This window comes from Ureibacillus sp. FSL K6-3587 (assembly GCF_038593165.1).
In the GTDB taxonomy this organism is placed as follows: domain Bacteria; phylum Bacillota; class Bacilli; order Bacillales_A; family Planococcaceae; genus Ureibacillus; species Ureibacillus suwonensis.
In genome coordinates, this window is record NZ_CP151969.1 from 2,589,833 (window position 1) to 2,608,229 (window position 18,397).

14 protein-coding genes, 1 other RNA gene and 1 other annotated feature are annotated in these 18,397 nt (G+C 42.7%); of the genes, 11 read left to right on the top strand and 4 right to left on the bottom strand.

Annotated features, from left to right (window positions below; genetic code table 11):
• The first annotated feature begins 16 nt into the window (after positions 1-16).
• Complete coding sequence (dtd, locus tag NSS77_RS12895; RefSeq protein ID WP_342469104.1) at positions 17-457, top strand: D-aminoacyl-tRNA deacylase; 441 nt, start codon at positions 17-19, stop codon at positions 455-457.
• 362 nt (positions 458-819) lie between these two features.
• Here the strand turns inward: dtd and NSS77_RS12900 are convergent, their stop codons facing one another.
• Positions 820-2,367, bottom strand: coding sequence for an SH3 domain-containing protein (locus NSS77_RS12900; protein WP_342469105.1), 1,548 nt, complete (start codon positions 2,365-2,367; stop codon positions 820-822).
• A 144-nt stretch (positions 2,368-2,511) separates the two neighbouring features.
• Positions 2,512-2,735, top strand: a binding site (T-box leader).
• Positions 2,736-2,793: 58 nt separating this feature from the next.
• Between NSS77_RS12900 and hisS the strand changes: the two genes are divergently transcribed.
• From hisS to NSS77_RS12925, 5 genes are all read left to right on the top strand, one after another.
• The gene (hisS, locus tag NSS77_RS12905) at positions 2,794-4,065 is read left to right on the top strand and encodes a histidine--tRNA ligase (protein WP_342469106.1); all 1,272 of its coding nucleotides are present in this window, start codon (positions 2,794-2,796) and stop codon (positions 4,063-4,065) included.
• A 25-nt stretch (positions 4,066-4,090) separates the two neighbouring features.
• Positions 4,091-5,857: an aspartate--tRNA ligase gene (gene aspS / locus NSS77_RS12910; RefSeq protein WP_342469107.1), complete on the top strand. Its 1,767-nt coding sequence runs from the start codon at positions 4,091-4,093 to the stop codon at positions 5,855-5,857.
• 463 nt (positions 5,858-6,320) lie between these two features.
• A non-coding RNA gene (ssrS, locus tag NSS77_RS12915) (6S RNA) lies at positions 6,321-6,524 on the top strand.
• Positions 6,525-6,696: 172 nt separating this feature from the next.
• Positions 6,697-7,458: a tRNA threonylcarbamoyladenosine dehydratase gene (locus NSS77_RS12920; RefSeq protein WP_342469108.1), complete on the top strand. Its 762-nt coding sequence runs from the start codon at positions 6,697-6,699 to the stop codon at positions 7,456-7,458.
• Between the two features lie 228 nt (positions 7,459-7,686).
• Complete coding sequence (locus NSS77_RS12925; protein WP_342469109.1) at positions 7,687-8,199, top strand: hypothetical protein; 513 nt, start codon at positions 7,687-7,689, stop codon at positions 8,197-8,199.
• A gap of 162 nt (positions 8,200-8,361) precedes the next feature.
• Here NSS77_RS12925 and NSS77_RS12930 read toward each other — a convergent pair whose 3' ends face one another.
• Both NSS77_RS12930 and NSS77_RS12935 read right to left on the bottom strand, forming a co-directional pair.
• Positions 8,362-9,636 carry an ISL3 family transposase gene (locus NSS77_RS12930; RefSeq protein WP_342469110.1) on the bottom strand — a complete coding sequence of 425 codons (1,275 nt, stop codon included), beginning with the start codon at positions 9,634-9,636 and terminating at the stop codon, positions 8,362-8,364.
• Positions 9,637-9,892: 256 nt separating this feature from the next.
• Positions 9,893-11,188 (bottom strand): replication-associated recombination protein A, encoded by a 1,296-nt coding sequence (locus tag NSS77_RS12935; protein WP_342469111.1) that lies wholly within the window; start codon positions 11,186-11,188, stop codon positions 9,893-9,895.
• 129 nt (positions 11,189-11,317) lie between these two features.
• Here NSS77_RS12935 and NSS77_RS12940 point away from each other — a divergent pair, with 129 nt between their 5' ends.
• From NSS77_RS12940 to NSS77_RS12955, 4 genes are read left to right on the top strand one after another with little or no spacing between them, the layout of a single operon-like run.
• Complete coding sequence (locus NSS77_RS12940) at positions 11,318-11,737, top strand: Rrf2 family transcriptional regulator (protein ID WP_342469112.1); 420 nt, start codon at positions 11,318-11,320, stop codon at positions 11,735-11,737.
• Between the two features lie 17 nt (positions 11,738-11,754).
• Positions 11,755-12,906, top strand: coding sequence for a cysteine desulfurase family protein (locus NSS77_RS12945; RefSeq protein WP_342469113.1), 1,152 nt, complete (start codon positions 11,755-11,757; stop codon positions 12,904-12,906).
• A gap of 17 nt (positions 12,907-12,923) precedes the next feature.
• Positions 12,924-14,045: a tRNA 2-thiouridine(34) synthase MnmA gene (gene mnmA / locus NSS77_RS12950; RefSeq protein WP_342469114.1), complete on the top strand. Its 1,122-nt coding sequence runs from the start codon at positions 12,924-12,926 to the stop codon at positions 14,043-14,045.
• A 44-nt stretch (positions 14,046-14,089) separates the two neighbouring features.
• Positions 14,090-14,758 carry a tetratricopeptide repeat protein gene (locus tag NSS77_RS12955; protein WP_342469115.1) on the top strand — a complete coding sequence of 223 codons (669 nt, stop codon included), beginning with the start codon at positions 14,090-14,092 and terminating at the stop codon, positions 14,756-14,758.
• 196 nt (positions 14,759-14,954) lie between these two features.
• On the opposite strand, the gene hisA is transcribed toward NSS77_RS12955, so the two are convergent.
• The gene (gene hisA, locus NSS77_RS12960) at positions 14,955-15,701 is read right to left on the bottom strand and encodes a phosphoribosylformimino-5-aminoimidazole carboxamide ribotide isomerase (RefSeq protein WP_342471280.1); all 747 of its coding nucleotides are present in this window, start codon (positions 15,699-15,701) and stop codon (positions 14,955-14,957) included.
• A 148-nt stretch (positions 15,702-15,849) separates the two neighbouring features.
• Between hisA and NSS77_RS12965 the strand changes: the two genes are divergently transcribed.
• Entirely contained in the window at positions 15,850-18,330 is a 2,481-nt protein-coding gene (locus NSS77_RS12965; protein WP_342469116.1) for an ATP-dependent RecD-like DNA helicase, read from the top strand.
• Positions 18,331-18,397 lie beyond the last annotated feature (67 nt).

The window sequence follows — 18,397 nt, forward strand, 5'->3', positions numbered from 1 at the left end:
TGAGGTGTGTTTGTCGATGAGAGTTGTTTTGCAACGCAGCAAAGAAGCAAAAGTGACAGTGGATGGAAAAGTGACAGGGCAAATCGAAAAAGGATATGTATTGCTTGTCGGCATTACCCATTCGGATACAATGGACGATGTGAACTATTTAGCGAAGAAAGTGGCGGAAATCCGTCTTTGGGAAGATGAACAAGGGAAAATGAACCATTCCATTAAAGAGCATGGTGGGGAAATTTTATCCGTCTCCCAATTCACTTTGTATGCTGAAACGAAAAAGGGGAGAAGGCCGAGCTTTGTGGAAGCTGCCCGGCCGGAGCAGGCGGAACCCCTATGGAACGCTTTTAATGAAGCATTGCGGGAACAAGGGTTAAAAGTGGCAACGGGCATTTTCGGTGCCATGATGGAAGTGTCCCTTGTCAATGATGGCCCGGTGACAATCATTCTGGAATCAAAGTAATATAAAAAGGCTGCTTGGAAAGTTCTTTTCCGGGCAGCTTTATCTTTTTCACCATAAAAAGTGAGAAGGAGAATGCCAAAAATAAAAAAGAGGCTGGGACAAAAGATAAAAAACACCATTTTCTCCCGGGAGAAAATGGTGTTTTTTTGATAATTGAAGAAAATTGATTTCCGTTCCGGGGACGCTTTCCGCGGGCCCGACTCGAGCCTCCTCGGAGCTCAATCCTTCGCTCCTGCGGGGTCTCGAGAGGGCTCGTCGCAGGAAAGCTTTTGCTTTGCGACTAAGCGTGCGCGACAGGAGCACTCGCCCCGTCACTCCAATCAATTTATTACAAAAAATCTTTTTGCAGCTCGTTCACTTTATTAGTTATGTCCCAGCCTCTTTAACTGATCATCAAAATATTTTAATATTCCTTCATAAATGCCCATGGTTGCCTGTTCACGGAAGCGATCTGTATTGATCACTTTCTCTTCGCCAGGATTGCTTAAATAGCCCAACTCCAGCAAAACGGCATTTTGTTTATTTTCCCTCAAGACTAAATAATTCCCTTTCTGCACGCCACGGTCACGCAATGACAACTGCTTTGCCACCCCTTCGTGCACATATTGGGCAAGGGATTCCTGATAAGAGTGGTAATAATAGGTTGTAAATCCCGAGATGGTGCGGTCTTCACTGGCATCATAATGGATGCTGATGAAGGCGTCCGCCGCCTGCTGATGGGCCATTGCCACCCTCTTTTGGAGCCCGACGTACACATCGAATTCCCGGGTTAAATACACGTTTGCCCCCGCTTGCTGCAATTTGGATCTTAACAGTTCAGCGGTTTTTAAAGTGATTTCTTTTTCAATGGTGTTTCGGAGTCCGGCGGTTCCCTGGTCGTTCCCGCCATGTCCAGGGTCAAGCACGATGGTAACACCATTCAATGTCCCTTTTTTCCGTTTCTCTTTCTTTTCCTCCAATTGTGGTTGTCCATTGGTGGAAACGACCCAACCAGCCACATACCCGATTTCATCATTCGGAAGCTGAATTTTGTACCAATCGCCATCTACGGTTATGACATCATATTGCTCACCGGCTTGGGCATTCATTAACACATTGAATGAAGTGCTGGGTTCTTCCCGTATATTTGTACCATTGTAAATGATTGTAATCCGATTCGATTGATTGTCTTCATCCTTTGCTGCCGAGTCAAAAGATCCGTAAAAGCTGTAAATCCATCCTTTTTTGCCGTGAAAATCGATTTGAAGCCAATGGTGATCCCGATCCAGGACTGTATATTCCTCGCCTTTATTCGCAATACCCAGTTTTTTCGATTTTAAATTCGGTTTTTTTCGCACGATGACCGCATCGACGGTGATTGTGAAATGATCCGCTTCCTCTGCTTCGATTCTTTCGGGTTCTTCAGTCGCGTTATTGCTTTCTTCATACTTTTCTTCTTTTATCGTAATAAAATCCGAAGAAACCCAACCGGTGGATTGCTGATACTGGATTTGAACCCATTGATCTCTCTCGTCTTGCACGGCCACCTGTTCTCCTGTAAATAGTTGTCCGATCACTGGAGAATCAAGGGATGGTTCCAGCCGAATATTTAAGTGATCGACTTGGATAACCGCATATTTTTTTGCATCCCGGTTTTGCTCTTTTTGTGTCAACCAGGAAGCCACCCAGCCTTTCTTCCCGCCGGTTTCGACGTAAAGCCAATCCCCCTCGGAATCCAACACCTTCAACTTTTCATTTTGTTCAAGGGTATCGAGGATTGGGTAGGATAAACCGGGACCTTCCCGCAAATGCAATTTTTCAGCATGGACAATGCGGTTTTCTTTATTGTCCGCTGAAACAAAGGATGGAAGATATGTAGTTAAGCTTGTAACGATCAGCATGATGCAGAGAAAAAATAATGTTCGCTTCATAAACATCCAACTTTCAATGACAATAAATGTTGAATTCTCTTTTTTATTGTAAAATGTATGTGTGGCATAAATCTATACTTTTTTGAAAATGGTTGACAACTTTTCATTCCACAATTATGATAAAAAGTAATGTGAAAATGTTGTCGAAAGCCCATGACCAAGAGAGTAGCAATTGCCTGAAGTCCAGAGAGGGAAAGACATAGGCTGAAATCTTTCCTACTGACGGTTTTTGTGAAGAACACTTGAGAGGCTTTTTCCTGAAAATGAGTAGGGAAAAACGGAAACGGCCGTTATCCGTATTGAGTGGACGTGTATGCTGCACGTCAACTAGGGTGGAACCGCGGAAGTGATATGCTTTCGTCCCTTGTAATGAGGGATGAGAGCATTTTTTTGTTCCAAATTTTGTTTGCAGGAAGGAGATACAAAATGGCTTTTAAAGTACCTAGAGGAACACAGGATATTTTGCCGGAACAAACGCCAAAGTGGCAAAAAATCGAGTCCGTTTTACGGGAATTGGCACGTGTTTATCGATATAAAGAAATACGGACACCAATCTTTGAACATACGGAACTTTTTCAACGGAGTGTAGGGGATACGACGGATATCGTTCAAAAGGAAATGTATACCTTTGAAGACCGGGGCGGCCGTTCATTGACATTGCGACCGGAAGGAACAGCTTCCACGGTTCGCGCCTATGTGGAACATAAAATGTATGGTGCTCCGGAACAGCCGGTGAAACTGTCATACATGGGGCCGATGTTCCGCTATGAGCGTCAGCAGGCAGGACGATACCGCCAGTTTGTACAATTTGGCGTTGAAGCCATCGGAAGCGCAGATCCTGCCATCGATGCGGAAATCATCTCATTTGCAATGGATATTTATCAAACATTGGGATTAAAAGATTTAAAATTGGTCATCAATTCTTTAGGGGACAAAGAAACGAGAGATGCCCACAGAACAGCGCTCATCAACCATTTCAAACCAAGCATCCATGAATTTTGCGATGACTGTAAAAACCGATTGGAAAAAAATCCATTGCGCATTTTGGACTGCAAAGTGGACCGGGAGCATCCACTGATGGAAACAGCTCCGAAATTGACGGATTATTTGACACCGCCATCAAAAGAGTATTTTGATCAAGTGAAAAAGTATTTGGATGTATTGGGCATCGAATATGAGGTTGATCCAAATCTGGTGCGCGGATTGGATTATTACAACCATACCGCCTTTGAAATTATGAGCACTGCAGAAGGATTTGGCGCCATTACAACCTTATGCGGAGGCGGAAGATATAATGGCCTTGTGGAAGAAATCGGAGGGCCAAGTGTTCCGGGAATCGGATTTGCCTTATCCATTGAACGGTTGCTCCTCGCTTTGGAAGCAGAGGGTGTGGAATTGGAAGTCAATGATGGGCTTGATGCCTACATCGTTGCCCTTGGAGATGAAGCGAAACTGAAAGCGGTGGAACTTATCAGCTCCTTCCGGTTAAAAGGGATTTCGGCGGATATGGACTACATGATGCGCAAAATGAAAGCGCAAATGAAATCCGCGGACCGTCTGCAAGCGAAATTTGTTGTCATCATTGGCGAGGAAGAGCTTGAAGAAGGCATAGTGGTAGTGAAACATATGGAAACCGGCAATCAAGAAAAAGTCCAAATCAATGAAATTGTTAATTTCTTAAAACAACAATTAAGTTAAGAAGCAAAGAATTGGAGGATTTAAAATGGCACAAAGAACACATTATTGTGGAGAATTGAGAGAAGAACATCATGGACAGCAGGTGGTTTTAAAAGGTTGGGTACAACGCCGCAGAGATTTGGGAAGCCTGATTTTCGTTGATGTTCGCGACCGTACGGGCATCGTGCAAGTGGTATTTGGCGATGAAGCCCCTGAAGCCCGTGAAATTGCGGATAAAATCAGAAATGAATATGTAGTGGAAATAGAAGGACAAGTTGTGCTTCGCGACCCAAGCCAAGTCAACCCAAACATTAAAACAGGAAATATCGAAGTCGTTGCATCAAACATCCATATCATCAACACGTCAAAAACTCCTCCATTTGCCATTGAGGATTACGTGGATATCAACGAAGATGTCCGTTTAAAATACCGTTATTTGGATTTAAGAAGACCTGTGATGTACAACACATTCAAATTGCGTTCGGATGTAACCCGTACAATCCGCAACTTCTTGCAAAATGACGGATTCTTGGAAGTGGAAACACCGATTTTGACAAAATCCACTCCTGAAGGCGCACGTGACTATTTAGTTCCATCCCGTGTGCATGAAGGGGAATTTTACGCCCTTCCACAATCACCGCAATTATTCAAACAATTATTGATGGTGGCAGGATTTGAAAAATATTTCCAAATCGCCCGCTGTTTCCGTGATGAAGACTTGCGTGCAGACCGTCAACCGGAATTTACCCAAGTGGATATCGAAACTTCTTTCATGTCCATGGATGAGATTATCGATATGACGGAACGCATGCTGGCTGCGGTGATGAAAGAAGTAAAAGGCATTGAAGTGCAAACGCCATTCCCGCGCATGACTTACCAAGAAGCGATGGATCGTTTCGGTTCCGACAAACCGGATGTTCGCTTTGGCTTGGAATTAATCAACCTCACTGACATTGTAAAAGATTGCAACTTTAAAGTATTTACAAGTGCGGTTGAAAAAGGCGGCGTTGTCAAAGCCATTAACGTCAAAGGTGCAAATGACAAGTTTACCCGCAAAGATATCGATGCGTTGACTGAATTTGTTGCGATTTACGGTGCCAAAGGATTGGCTTGGATCAAAGTGACGGAAGAAGGATTTACTGGCCCTATCGCTAAATTCTTTGAAGGCCAAATTGTAGAAGATATTAAGAAAGCAACAGATGCAGAACCTGGAGACTTATTATTGTTCGGAGCAGATGATGCTTCCATCGTTGCCGCTTCTCTTGGCGCATTGCGCAACAAACTAGGAAAAGAGTTAGGCTTAATCGATGAATCCCAATTTGCCTTCCTTTGGGTGACAGATTGGCCATTGCTTGAATGGGATGAAGAGGAAAAACGTTATACAGCGGCCCACCATCCATTCACTCGTCCATTTGATGAAGATATCGAATTGATGGATACGGATCCTGGAAAAGTACGCGCCCAAGCTTACGATATCGTGTTGAACGGGTACGAATTGGGCGGAGGTTCATTGCGGATTTTCGAAAGAGACTTGCAAGAAAAAATGTTCCAACTATTAGGATTTACGAAAGAACAAGCCCAAGAACAATTCGGATTCTTGCTTGAAGCCTTTGAATACGGCGTGCCTCCTCATGGCGGAATCGCAATGGGCCTTGACCGTTTAGTGATGATTCTGGCAGGCCGCAACAACTTGAGAGATACGATTGCCTTCCCGAAAACAGCCACAGCCAGCTGCTTGTTGACGGAAGCGCCAAGCCCGGTATCGCCAAAACAATTGAAAGAATTGCACATCAAAGTCGATCTTCCAGAATAAATGAAGATAAAGAGGCTGGGACATAACTAATAAAATGAACGAGCTGCAAAAAGGTTTTTTTGTAAAAAATCGATACCATAGAAAATTGATTGAAGTGACGGGGCGAGTTTCTGTCGCGCACGCTTAGTCGCAAAGCGGAGCAAGTTCAAGGAAGTAAATTCAAAGCTTTCCTGCGACGAGCCCTCTCGAGACCCCGCAGGAGCGAAGGATTGAGCTCCGAGGAGGCTCGAGCCGGGCCCGCGGAAAGCGTCCCCGGAACGGAAATCAATTTTCTTCAATTATCAAAAAAACACCATTTTCTCACGGGAGAAAATGGTGTTTTTTATCTTTTGTCCCAGCCTCTTTTATATGGCAATAATAATCAAAAAAATAATCAGATTATTAACAATAGTAGCAAAAAAATAATGTATTCCATTTCATATTCATTGCAATATTGGTTAATGGATGTTATCATAAAATCAAACGAATCCTGAAGTGTGCGTGAATGCGCTACATTAACAGTTTTGACCGAACACCTATAAATAGGGAGCCCAAATCCTGGCTTGGCAAACATGCCCCATTTGAACGCCATACAGGGGACGTTTAAAGAGTCAGTGAGGGCACCCACCTGCCGAGCTGCGGGTTCAAAACAGTGTTAATTACGCACTACGGCACTTTCGGGATTCGTCCGTTTTTTTGGGATTCTCTTGAAAAAATCGAATCGGGAATATGACTCCTCCATGTAGATGGGGGAGTTTTTATTTTGAACAAAATCAATTGGAAATAGAAACGTATACCCTATTAACATTATGTTATGTTATAATTCCGATGAGAAAAATTAGAATGAGAGGCAGAAAGGTATGTTACATCAATTTTCAAGAAATGAATTGGCTATAGGTAAAGAAGGATTGGAAAAGTTGAAAAATACAACCGTTGCCATTTTGGGAATTGGCGGAGTAGGTTCCTTTGCTGCGGAAGCATGCGCCCGCAGCGGTATCGGCCGCATTATTCTAGTGGATAAAGATGTGGTCGACATCACCAATATTAACCGCCAGTTGGTCGCTTATTTATCGACGATTGGAAGACCGAAAGCGGAAGTGATGAAAGAACGGATTGCGGACATCAATCCGGATTGTGAAGTCATCCACCTGCATATGTTTTATAACGAAGAAACTTATGAAAAACTGTTTGAATATGACATTGATTATGTCATCGATGCTTCTGACACCATCAGTTATAAAATTCATTTAATGAAAGAATGTTTAAAACGGAATATTCCGATCATTTCCAGCATGGGAGCCGCAAATAAAACGGATCCGACAAGATTCCGTATTGCAGACATTTCAAAAACCCATACAGATCCAATGGCAAAAGTGATCCGTACGAAATTGAGAAAAGAAGGCATCAAAAAAGGGATTACGGTTGTCTTTTCCGATGAATCCCCAATTGTGATCAGATCTGATGTTGTGGAAGAAGTGGGGAATCCCGATGCGCCAATCCGAAAAGCCAAAATGCCCCCTTCATCCAATGCTTATTGTCCGTCCGTTTGTGGTCTGATTTGTGCAAGCTGGGTAATCAATTCTATTTTAAAAGATATTCCAATTAAGCGGGTAAATCAATAAGCTGCCAAAGTGCCGTTTTTTCAAGCGCAATTTTTGAATTTCAGATTCAAATCCAATGCTTCTTGATGCATTTTTTTGAAATACCCCCAAATTCCGAAAATTGTTACTAATGAAGATAAAAGACCAGACTTAATACATTTTTTTCACGTTTTATTATTTCAGCAAATAAAAGAAGAGTTTTATTGTTATATTTATAATAGCTTCAACCACAAACAAAGGGGGTATTTTATGCCAAGAATTCAGGTGACGAATGGCATCTTAAATTTATTCCAGCTTCAAGAGGAATTGGATGGGATACTTTTCAATTATATCGATACGTCACAAAAATGGGATAAAGCGTATGAGGAGTTAAAAGAACTGCTGGATGAACTCACCGCTTATTTCAAAAATTATCTTCAAGAACACGATGGAAGATTGCCGGACAATGAAATGTACTGGTCATTGTTCATAGACAATGTCAGCAGGATCTTGTATTTTAAAACCGTTGCATATATGAATCTCCAAAAAGACATGACCGAAGAACAAAAAGAACTGATCAAAAGTGCATTGCATGATGCGGCAGGCTGCCTTCCTCATGTGCAAGGGCGCAATTTCGAATTTTTGCAGGAAATCAGTCAAACTTACGATTTATTATTCAATGAAAATGCTCATTTTGAAAAATATTATTTTGATAAAAATAATGGATTGGCTGATTGTTTGGAAAATTTCAAAGCATATTGCGTTCAAAAAGTACTAAATTGATTGACGTGTAACAATGACGGTTAATGAGTTTGAAGTCTTATGAGAAGAATAGAAGATTACCCGAAAAAAATGGTTCTTTGTCAAATGGTGTTGGTGAATAAATTTTAGTGACATTATTTGGTAATATGTAATCGGATGGCTTAGGGGAAATTCGAGGTTCCCCTAAGCTGTTTTTATTTTCGCTAAGTTTTGGGTAATGAATATTCGGTTTCTAAAGTGATAGAAGGATCGATAACCGAAAGAAATGCGTTTAATCACTTTGATTTTGTTATTAATCCCCTCTAAAATGCCGTTGTTATAATCATATTTCAACGTATTCTCCACGTAATTGATGTATTTGTTGATTGTCTTGATGGCGGTTTTCATATAGCTGGAAACGATATTTTGTTTATTCTCTAATGTTTTCTTTAGGAGCTCAAAGTCTTTGATTTTTATGCAATGTTGCACGTATTGATATAACTCATAGGACGCTTTTAATTCAGAATCTAAATCAATGAGATCGTGGAGAATCTCCACCTCACACATATGCTTTTTAAAGCAACGATGATATTTATAGTTCTTATAATCAAGTTTTGTTTGATCTTTCAGAAGGAGCTTCCAGTATTTTTTTAATTTATTGTAATTCTTTTTATCCCGATTCATGACGTTGATGCGCGTTTTGTTTAAAGCTCTGCTAAATAGTTGGAGGATATGGAATTTGTCGAGTACGATTTCCGCTTTAGGGAAAACTTCGTGGATTAAGGAAATATAAGGGCTGTACATATCGATGACAATCGTTTTTACCGCATCTCTCGCCTTCTTGGAATACCGTAAGAAATACTCTTTGAGGACATGTAATCTCCGGTCCTCCACGATATCCACCATCTCCCCCGTTTCAGAGTCGCAGAAAATAAAGGACATCGCTCCAGCTGCGGATTTCACTGATTTAAACTCATCAAAACACAAATGCTTTGGAAGGTAGTGAACATTTGGTTGATAATAGCTATAAAAGCTGTCAATGACACGACTGACAGTGGCATGAGAAACATTATGTTTCATCGCAATATCTTTTTCGGATATTTTATCTTTGGCGTTTAAAGCAATCGATACTTTAGTATTGTTGGAAATACAACAGTTTTTAGCCACGACGCTCGTTTTTAAAGTAAACGTGGAATGACAATGTTTACAGAAATAACGCTGTTTACGCAATTTTAAGTAGGTATGAAAACCTGAAATGCTAGGCATTTTAATGAGAGACGTTTTAAAACCGTGTTTAATGATTTGATCATCAAAGACATGTCCACAAGCATAGCACGCTTTTGGTTGGTAAGTTAATTGGCCATAAAAGACTTTTGATTGGACCCCTTTAATGAGTTCTTCTGCACAAAAATTTTCATCAAATGTGATATTTTTGTCTTTTATATTGAGTAGGTTTCGTATAGAATGATGGTGAGACATGTGACACAACTCCTTTGGAAAATGTGTTTTGGCGATTACATTTTACCAGAGTTTTGTCACTGTCTCATTTTTTTTTGTTCAAAAAAATTGGTGCTGGTTTATACTCACCAACACCAAATATTATAGAGCCAAAAAAATTCCCCTAATTGGTAGATGAATGAGAGAAAATCCATTTACCAAATTAGGGGCTTTTTTTGTGGGGAAATAAAACCATCTTGCGGCAATGGGGCACTTTTCATCGGAATGAACGGAGGCATCACTTTTCTTCATTCGATTTTTTTAATGCCTTCAATTTTTCATAGATTGACGCCATCCGCTTCTCTTCACCGGCAATCACCGGGTGATAAAATTCCGCATTCTGAAGATTGTCAGGCAAATATTGCTGGTTGACCCATCCGCCAAAAGTGCCGATAGGGTGGTCGTGGGGATACTGATAACCGACATGGCCGAGCGTTTTCGCCCCCGCGTAATGGGCATCCCTCAAATGCATCGGAATGTCGCCGGTTTTTCCTTCATGGATTGCTTGAATGGCTGCGTCCAACGCTTTGTATGCCGAATTGGATTTTTCCGACAGGCACATTTCAATCACTGCATTGGCCAGCGGAATTCTTGCTTCAGGCAAACCGAGCACTTTTGCCGCTTCCGTTGCGGCATAGACATGGGCCCCCACGTGGGGATTTGCCAGTCCGATATCTTCATAGGCCATCACAAGCAATCTCCTGCATACTGCGATCAAATCCCCCGACTCAAGCAGATTAGCCAAATAGTATAAGCTGGCATTTACATCGCTGCCCCTGACCGATTTTTGCAAAGCGGACAATAGATTATAAAAATGGGAACCGGCTTTATCCCCATATACTCCTATGCGTTTTGACAATTGTTCAATTATGCGGTCTTCCACTTTCACCGTACCGTCCATTTCTTCGGAAGCATGAAAGACCGATTCCAATAGGGTCAGGGCTTTCCGGGCATCACCATTGGAAGCGATCGCAATGTCCGTCAATTGTTCATCCGAAATGTCGATGGAATATTTTCCTAAACCCCGCTCTTCATCTGCCAGTGCCCTTTTTAATAATTGCACCAATTCTTCAGGGGTCAGCCGTTTTAATTGAAAAATCTCCCCGCAACGGGAACGGATGGCCGGATTCACATCATGGTAAGGATTTTCCGTTGTAGCCCCAATCAAAATGATTGACCCGTTTTCTACATGGGGTAATAATGTATCTTGTTGCAGTTTATTGAACCTATGGATCTCATCTAAAAATAATAGGACTTTTCCACTGAGCCTTGCTTCTGATACAATTTGTTCGACATCCTTTTTTCCGGCAATTGTCGCGTTGAGTGGAAAAAAAGGGAGTTTTGTGCTTCCCGCAATTGCATAAGCGATGGAAGTTTTCCCGGTTCCCGGTTCACCGTATAATAACATTGATGGCACATAGCCGTTTTGAACCATTTTATATAAAACGGTATCTTTTCCGACGATATGCTGTTGTCCAACCACTTCGTCCAAATTTCTTGGTCGCATTCGGAAAGCTAAAGGTTCGTTATGCATGGTATATCCTCCGATGAACTAATAAAAAGTTTTCATATAAAATTATAATAGACCTTTTCCAAGTGGAATAAAAGGTGTTATGGTATACTTGACTAAGAATATCGGAAATAGAAATTTGAGGTGTATAAGATGAGAATATCAACAAAAGGCAGATATGGGTTAACAATTATGATTGAGTTGGCAAAACATTATGGGGATGGACCTCTTCCGCTGCGCAAAATTGCGGAAGAAAAAAATCTTTCAGAGGCATACTTGGAGCAGTTGGTATCACCTTTGCGTATCGCCGGTTTGGTGAAAAGTGTCCGCGGTGCTTATGGGGGCTATTTACTTGCCATACCGCCCAGCAAAATTTCCGCGGCGGATGTGATCCGCGTGTTGGAAGGACCAATCCAGCCGGTTGAGGGGATAGAAGATGAAGAGCCGCCTCAACAACAACTTTGGATCCGAATCCGCGACGCAGTAAAACAAGTGCTTGATACAACAACCATTGAGGATTTGGCAAATTACAGCGAAGATACCGAATATGACGGATATATGTTTTACATTTAATAAAGGAGTTTATCGGAATGCAAACCTTTTATTTAGATCACGCAGCAACTTCACCAGTGCACCCGGAAGTGATTGAAAAAATGACGGAAGCGATGACGAATGTTTACGGCAATCCATCAAGCATCCATGCGGCAGGCCGCTATGCAAGAAAGGTTTTGGATGAAGCGAGAAGCATATTGGCTCGATCCATCGGTGCGAAAGATACGGAAATCATTTTCACAAGCGGAGGAACAGAAGGGGACAACACGGCCATCTTTGGGGTGGCACAAGCTTTAAAATCGAAAGGAAAACATATTATTACGACAGCAGTGGAGCATCATGCAGTACTACACAGTTGTGAACAGCTTGAAAAAGCGGGGTTTGAAGTAACCTATTTGCCCGTGGATGAAACCGGTCGCATTTCGGTGGAATCGGTAAAAGAGGCTTTGCGTGAAGATACGATTTTAGTGACCATCATGTTTGGAAACAATGAAGTGGGTACCATTCAACCAATCAAAGAAATCGGGGAATTACTGAAAAACCATCAGGCGGTTTTCCATACGGATGCGGTACAGGCATATGGACTGGAAAAAATCGATGTGAATGAACTGCATGTTGATCTTTTAAGCGTTTCCAGCCATAAAATCAATGGGCCTAAGGGAATCGGCTTTCTATATCAACGGGAAAAAACGCCTTTCACCGCCACTTTTTACGGAGGTTCCCAGGAAAGAAAACGGAGAGCGGGAACGGAAAATGTCCATGCTGCCGTCGGTTTTGCAAAAGCCGTTGAAATTGCACAACGGGAAATGGAAACAAAACGGCAAACCTATCTCCAATTCCGAAAAATCTTTTTGGAGGTTTTGGAACAGGAACAAATTTCTTATAAAGTGAATGGACATGAGGAATATTTCCTTAAACATATCTTGAACATCAGTTTTCCAGGTATGGATGTTGAATCATTCCTTGTGAATTTGGACATGGATGGAGTTTATGCTTCCAGCGGATCTGCTTGTACGGCAGGTTCCATCGACCCGTCTCACGTGCTTGTCGCAATGTACGGAAAAGGTGCTCCGGAACTTCGCAATTCCATTCGATTCAGTTTCGGGTTGGGATTGACAGAGGCAGACATTCAACAAGCTGCGGAAAGAACAGCAAGAATAGTAAAAAGAATGACGAATTCATTGAATTAGAAAAGGTGAAGGAATAAATGACAGAAACTCGAGACCCATCACAAATTCGTGTCGTTGTTGGAATGAGCGGTGGGGTGGATTCATCTGTTGCTGCCTATTTATTGAAGCAGCAAGGTTATGATGTGATCGGCATCTTCATGAAAAACTGGGATGATACAGATGAAAACGGTGTTTGCACCGCAACGGAAGATTATGAAGATGTCATCAAAGTATGCAACCAAATCGGAATCCCTTATTATGCGGTGAATTTTGAGAAAGAATATTGGGATAAAGTGTTTACTTACTTTTTGGAAGAATACAAAGCCGGACGGACACCGAATCCGGATGTGATGTGCAACAAGGAAATCAAATTCAAAGCTTTCCTTGAACATGCATTGAAACTTGGGGCGGATTATTTGGCAACGGGGCATTATGCCCGTGTGGAAGAGCGTGACGGTGAAGTTGTTTTATTGCGTGGCGTCGATCGAAATAAAGACCAAACCTATTTTTTAAATCAATTGACGCAGGAACAATTGAAAAAGGTCATGTTTCCAATCGGCCATCTGGAGAAAAAGAAAGTCCGGGAAATTGCGGAAGAAGCGGGGCTGGCAACAGCGAAGAAAAAAGACTCAACGGGCATTTGTTTTATTGGTGAACGAAACTTCAAAGAATTCTTGAGCAATTACTTGCCGGCTCAACCCGGCAACATGGAAACGCTGGATGGAAAAGTGATGGGAAAACATGACGGATTAATGTATTATACGATTGGCCAGCGACATGGACTTGGAATTGGAGGAGCAGGGGAACCTTGGTTTGTGGTCGGAAAAGATTTAAAACGGAATGTGTTGTATGTCGGACAAGGTTTCCACAATGAAGCCCTGTACTCCACTTCTTTAAAGGCGATCAATATGAGCTTTACATCCAATAAACCGAAACCGAAGAAATTCGCTTGCACGGCAAAATTCCGTTACCGTCAGGAAGATTCGCCGGTGGAAGTGGAGTTGTTGGATGATCATCGCGCAGTCATTACGTTCCAGGTGCCACAGCGGGCCATTACGCCTGGACAAGCCGTCGTTCTATATGATGGAGAGGTATGTTTAGGCGGCGGAACGATCGACGAAGTGTTTAAAAACGGAGAAAAATTGACGTATGTAGGATAACGGGCGACTGATTTGGTCGCCTCTTTTCATGAGAGGTGAAGACGATGAACTATAATGAAGAAGGAATCAAAGCGCTGCAAGAAAAACGCTATGAAGATGCCGTAAAAGCCTTTACAGAAGCCATCGAACAAAATCCGGAAGATCCGGTCGGCTACATCAACTTTGGAAATGTATTGGCTGCCATGAATGAGATTGAACGGGCGGAACGGTTTTTCCAAAAAGCCATCACCCTTGATGAAAAAGCGGCAACGGCTTATTATGGTCTCGCCAATTTGTATTATAATTCGGAATGCTTTTTGGAGGCGGCCAAACTTTATCAGAAGTCGATCGAGTATGGAATTGAAGGTGCCGACAGCTACTACATGCTGGGAAAATGTTTTGAGAAGGAAAACCAGGTGAAATTGGCCCTTCCATATATGCAGCGGGCGGCGGAACTTGCGCCGGACGATCTGCAAATCCGTTTAAGCTACGGCATTATTTTATGCAAGTTGGAAATGTTTGATTTGGCAAAAACAGAGTTGGAATATGTATTGGCGCAAGATGAAAAGAACGCGGATGCCCATTATAATTTGGGGGTGCTTTACGCCCTTTCGACAGACGATGCGGAAAAGGCCCTCCATCATTTGGAGCAGGCCTTCACCATCCAGCCGGAGCATGATCAGGCAAGGTATATATATGATATGATAAGTCTGCGTTTAAATAATGAAAAATAGGATGAGAATGAAAAAAAGCTGTATAGAAAGCGGGGACTTTCTATACGGCTTTTTTGATCATGCAAAAATAACGATCGGCCAATAAATTGTCCGCTTTGGCCATTATGGATTATTCCATTTGCATGGGAAGGAAGATACATATAAAAAAGCGAATGGAAATTTCCCGCATTTCCATTCGCCATTTTTGCAATCCCATTTATTTGCAATATTCCACAACATCCCGATATGGCAGGCTTCCTCCAAAAATATCCAACGCACTGCCGATCGTAACGTGCAGTTTCCCTCCGGATAATTCTTTAAATCGTTCCAAATCCTCCAAGGAACGGACTCCTCCGGCATAAGTGGTCGGAATGTTTGTCCATTTCGCCAAATCTTGAACCAATTCTTCCTGCATGCCGCTTTTTTTCCCTTCCACATCGACAGCGTGGATCAAAAATTCATCGCAATATTGTTCCAGGAAGGAGATGTTTGCCTGATTCACTTCAAAATCGCTGAATTTTGTCCATTTATCTGTCACGACAAACCATTTCCCGTCGCGTTTCCGGCAGCTTAAGTCAAGGACGATATGTTCCTTTCCAATCGCTTCAACAAGACGCTCCAATCGTTCCATATCCAGTTTTCCATCGTGGAATATGTAAGAGGTCACGATGACATGGCTGGCCCCCATGTCAATCCATTTCTTTGCATTGTCCGCATGGATGCCCCCGCCGATTTGAAGGCCGCCAGGGTAGGCAGTTAAAGCAAGTTTCGCCTGCTCTTCATTACCAGGACCCAACATGATGACATGTCCGCCCTTCAAGCCATCTCGTTTAAAAAGCTCGGCATAATAGGAAGCATCTTTTTCCGAAATGAAGTTTTCAACCACGTCCTTTTGACCCAAAGTGCTTCCGACAATTTGCTTCACTTTTCCTTCGTGTAAATCAATGCAAGGTCTAAATTCCATTCCATTCACGAATCCCTTCAACTGTTCTTTTTTATTACAATGATAACATTGGTCTCTCATTTTATCGAGAAGGGGAAGTTTCTATTTTATCAAAGTCCTTAAAAATGATATGATATTAAGAGATTTTACCGGAGAGGAGCGTATGAAAATGGAGGATTACCATGCTCATCAATATTCAGAGAAAACCTTTGTTTTAGGCCGTCCCATCGTTTCCATTTTTCATAACGCCTCCAACATGTATTCCATTGTGAAAGTGAAAATTAAAGAAACAAATTTGCAATATCAGGAAAAGGAAATTATTGTAGTCGGTTATTTTCCGGCCTTGGATGAAGAGCTTCACTATCGTTTTATCGGCAATTTGACGAATCATCCAAGATACGGGTTGCAATTTCAAGTGGAAACCTTTGAAAGGGAAGTTCCTGAGACAGAACAAGGGATCATCCACTATTTATCAAGCGATTTGTTTCCTGGGGTCGGCCCCAAAACGGCTGAGCTCATTGTAAAAACATTGGGGACCGATGCATTGAAAAAAATCATGGAAAATCCGTTTGTTCTGGATGAAGTGCCAAGGCTTTCCGAAGATAAAAAAATGACGATCCGAAGCACCCTGGAGAAAAATTTGGGTTTGGACCGGATTATGATTCAATTGAACGAATGGGGATTCGGGCCTCAATTGGGAATGAAAATCTATCAAACCTATAGGGAAGAAACGATTGAGCTGTTAACTCAAAATCCTTATCGGCTGATTGAAGAAGTGGAAGGGGTCGGTTTTGCGAAAGCCGATGAATTGGGAAGAAGACTGGGCATTACAGGGGCTCACCCTGACCGCATGAAAGCGGCGGTATTGCATGTGTTGAATCAAGCGGCTTTATCGGAAGGGCACGTTTATTTGGAGGCGGAACTCCTGTTGCCGGAAGTCAAAGGGATTTTGGAACAGAGCCAACCGGAGGAAATTCCGTATGAATCTTTATCGAAAGCGGTTATTGAGTTGGAGGAAGAAGGGAAAATTTGCGGGGAAGAAACGCGGATTTATTTGCCTTCCCTCTATTACAGTGAAGTGGGCATCGCAACAAAAATTCTCCAATTTGCCAAAAACAATGATTACGCTGAAAAGTTTTCAAAGGACGAGATTCGGAAAGCGATCGGGGAAGCAGAGGAACGCTTGGAAGTGACTTATGCGGAAACTCAGGCAAAGGCCATTGAACAAGCATTAAATTCTTCCATCATGATTTTGACTGGAGGGCCGGGAACAGGGAAAACGACGGTCATTCGGGGAATTGTGGAAGTCTTTGCGGAGCTTCATGGCCTTTCATTAAATCCAATGGAATATGCGAAGAAGGAAGAGCCTTTTCCGATTGTGTTGGCAGCACCAACCGGAAGAGCCGCAAAACGCTTGTCCGAATCGACGGGTCTGCCTGCCATGACCATTCACCGTTTGTTGGGGTTTAACGGCCAGGAGAAGGAAGAGGAGTCGGAGCGTGAAATCCAAGGCCGCCTCATCATCATTGATGAAATGTCGATGGTGGATACATGGTTAAGCCACCAATTATTAAAAAGCATTTCGCCTGATGCCCAAGTGGTGCTCGTGGGGGACCAGGATCAATTGCCACCTGTGGGTCCTGGACAAGTGTTGAAGGATTTATTGGCGTCAGAAATCGTGCCGACCATCGAGCTGACGGAAGTGTACCGGCAAGCGGAAGGCTCAACGATTATCGAGATGGCCCACCAAATCAAAAAAGGGCAAATCCCCGATAATATCACGGGAAAAACTGGCGATCGCTCGTTTATTAAAGCGTCGGCCGATCAAATTGCAAGCGTCGTCACACAAGTGGTGAGAAGTGCCATTGCAAAGGGCCAATCCATCCGTGATATTCAGGTATTGGCGCCGATGTATAAAGGCCCGGCAGGCATTGATCGATTGAATAAAGAAATCCAGGAACTGGTGAATCCAAACGTGGATGGTACTCGAAAAGAAGTGAAATTTGGCGACACGGTTTTCCGCATCGGCGATAAAGTGTTGCAGCTGGTGAATCAGCCGGAGAGCAATGTGTTTAATGGCGATATTGGGGAAATCGTGTCGATTTTTCAAGCGAAAGAAACGGTGGAAAAACAGGATAAGGTCGTTGTTTCTTATGACGGCAATGAAGTGGTGTATGACAGAGGCGACTTGAATCAGATAACCCTCGCCTATTGCTGTTCCATTCATAAAGCGCAGGGTAGCGAATTCCAGACGGTGATCATGCCGATTGTCCGCAGCTATTCAAAAATGCTCCGAAGAAACCTGCTTTATACGGGAATCACCCGAGCAAAAAACTTTTTGATTTTATGCGGGGAGCCGGAAGAATTCGTCAAAGGGATCCAGCGCACGGACGATTTGAAACGTTTTACCACTTTGAGGGCCCGATTGAATCCCGCAAAGAAGAATGATGATCGAAATCAGGTAACGAAAATGGAAGGGGAGAAGCAGGATGAACAAATCGTGCCTCTTTCACCGGATGATGGCAATGAACAGCAGACGGCAGGCGATACTACTTCCCTTCCTCCAGTCCTGAATGCGGAAACAGCGCCCAAAATCCATCCGATGATAGGGATGGACGGTATCACCCCTTATGATTTTTTGGATGAATAAAAGGTGATAAAAAAACCGAACGATTGCCTGAATCTCTGATTTTGAGAGTCAGCAACGTTCGGTTTTT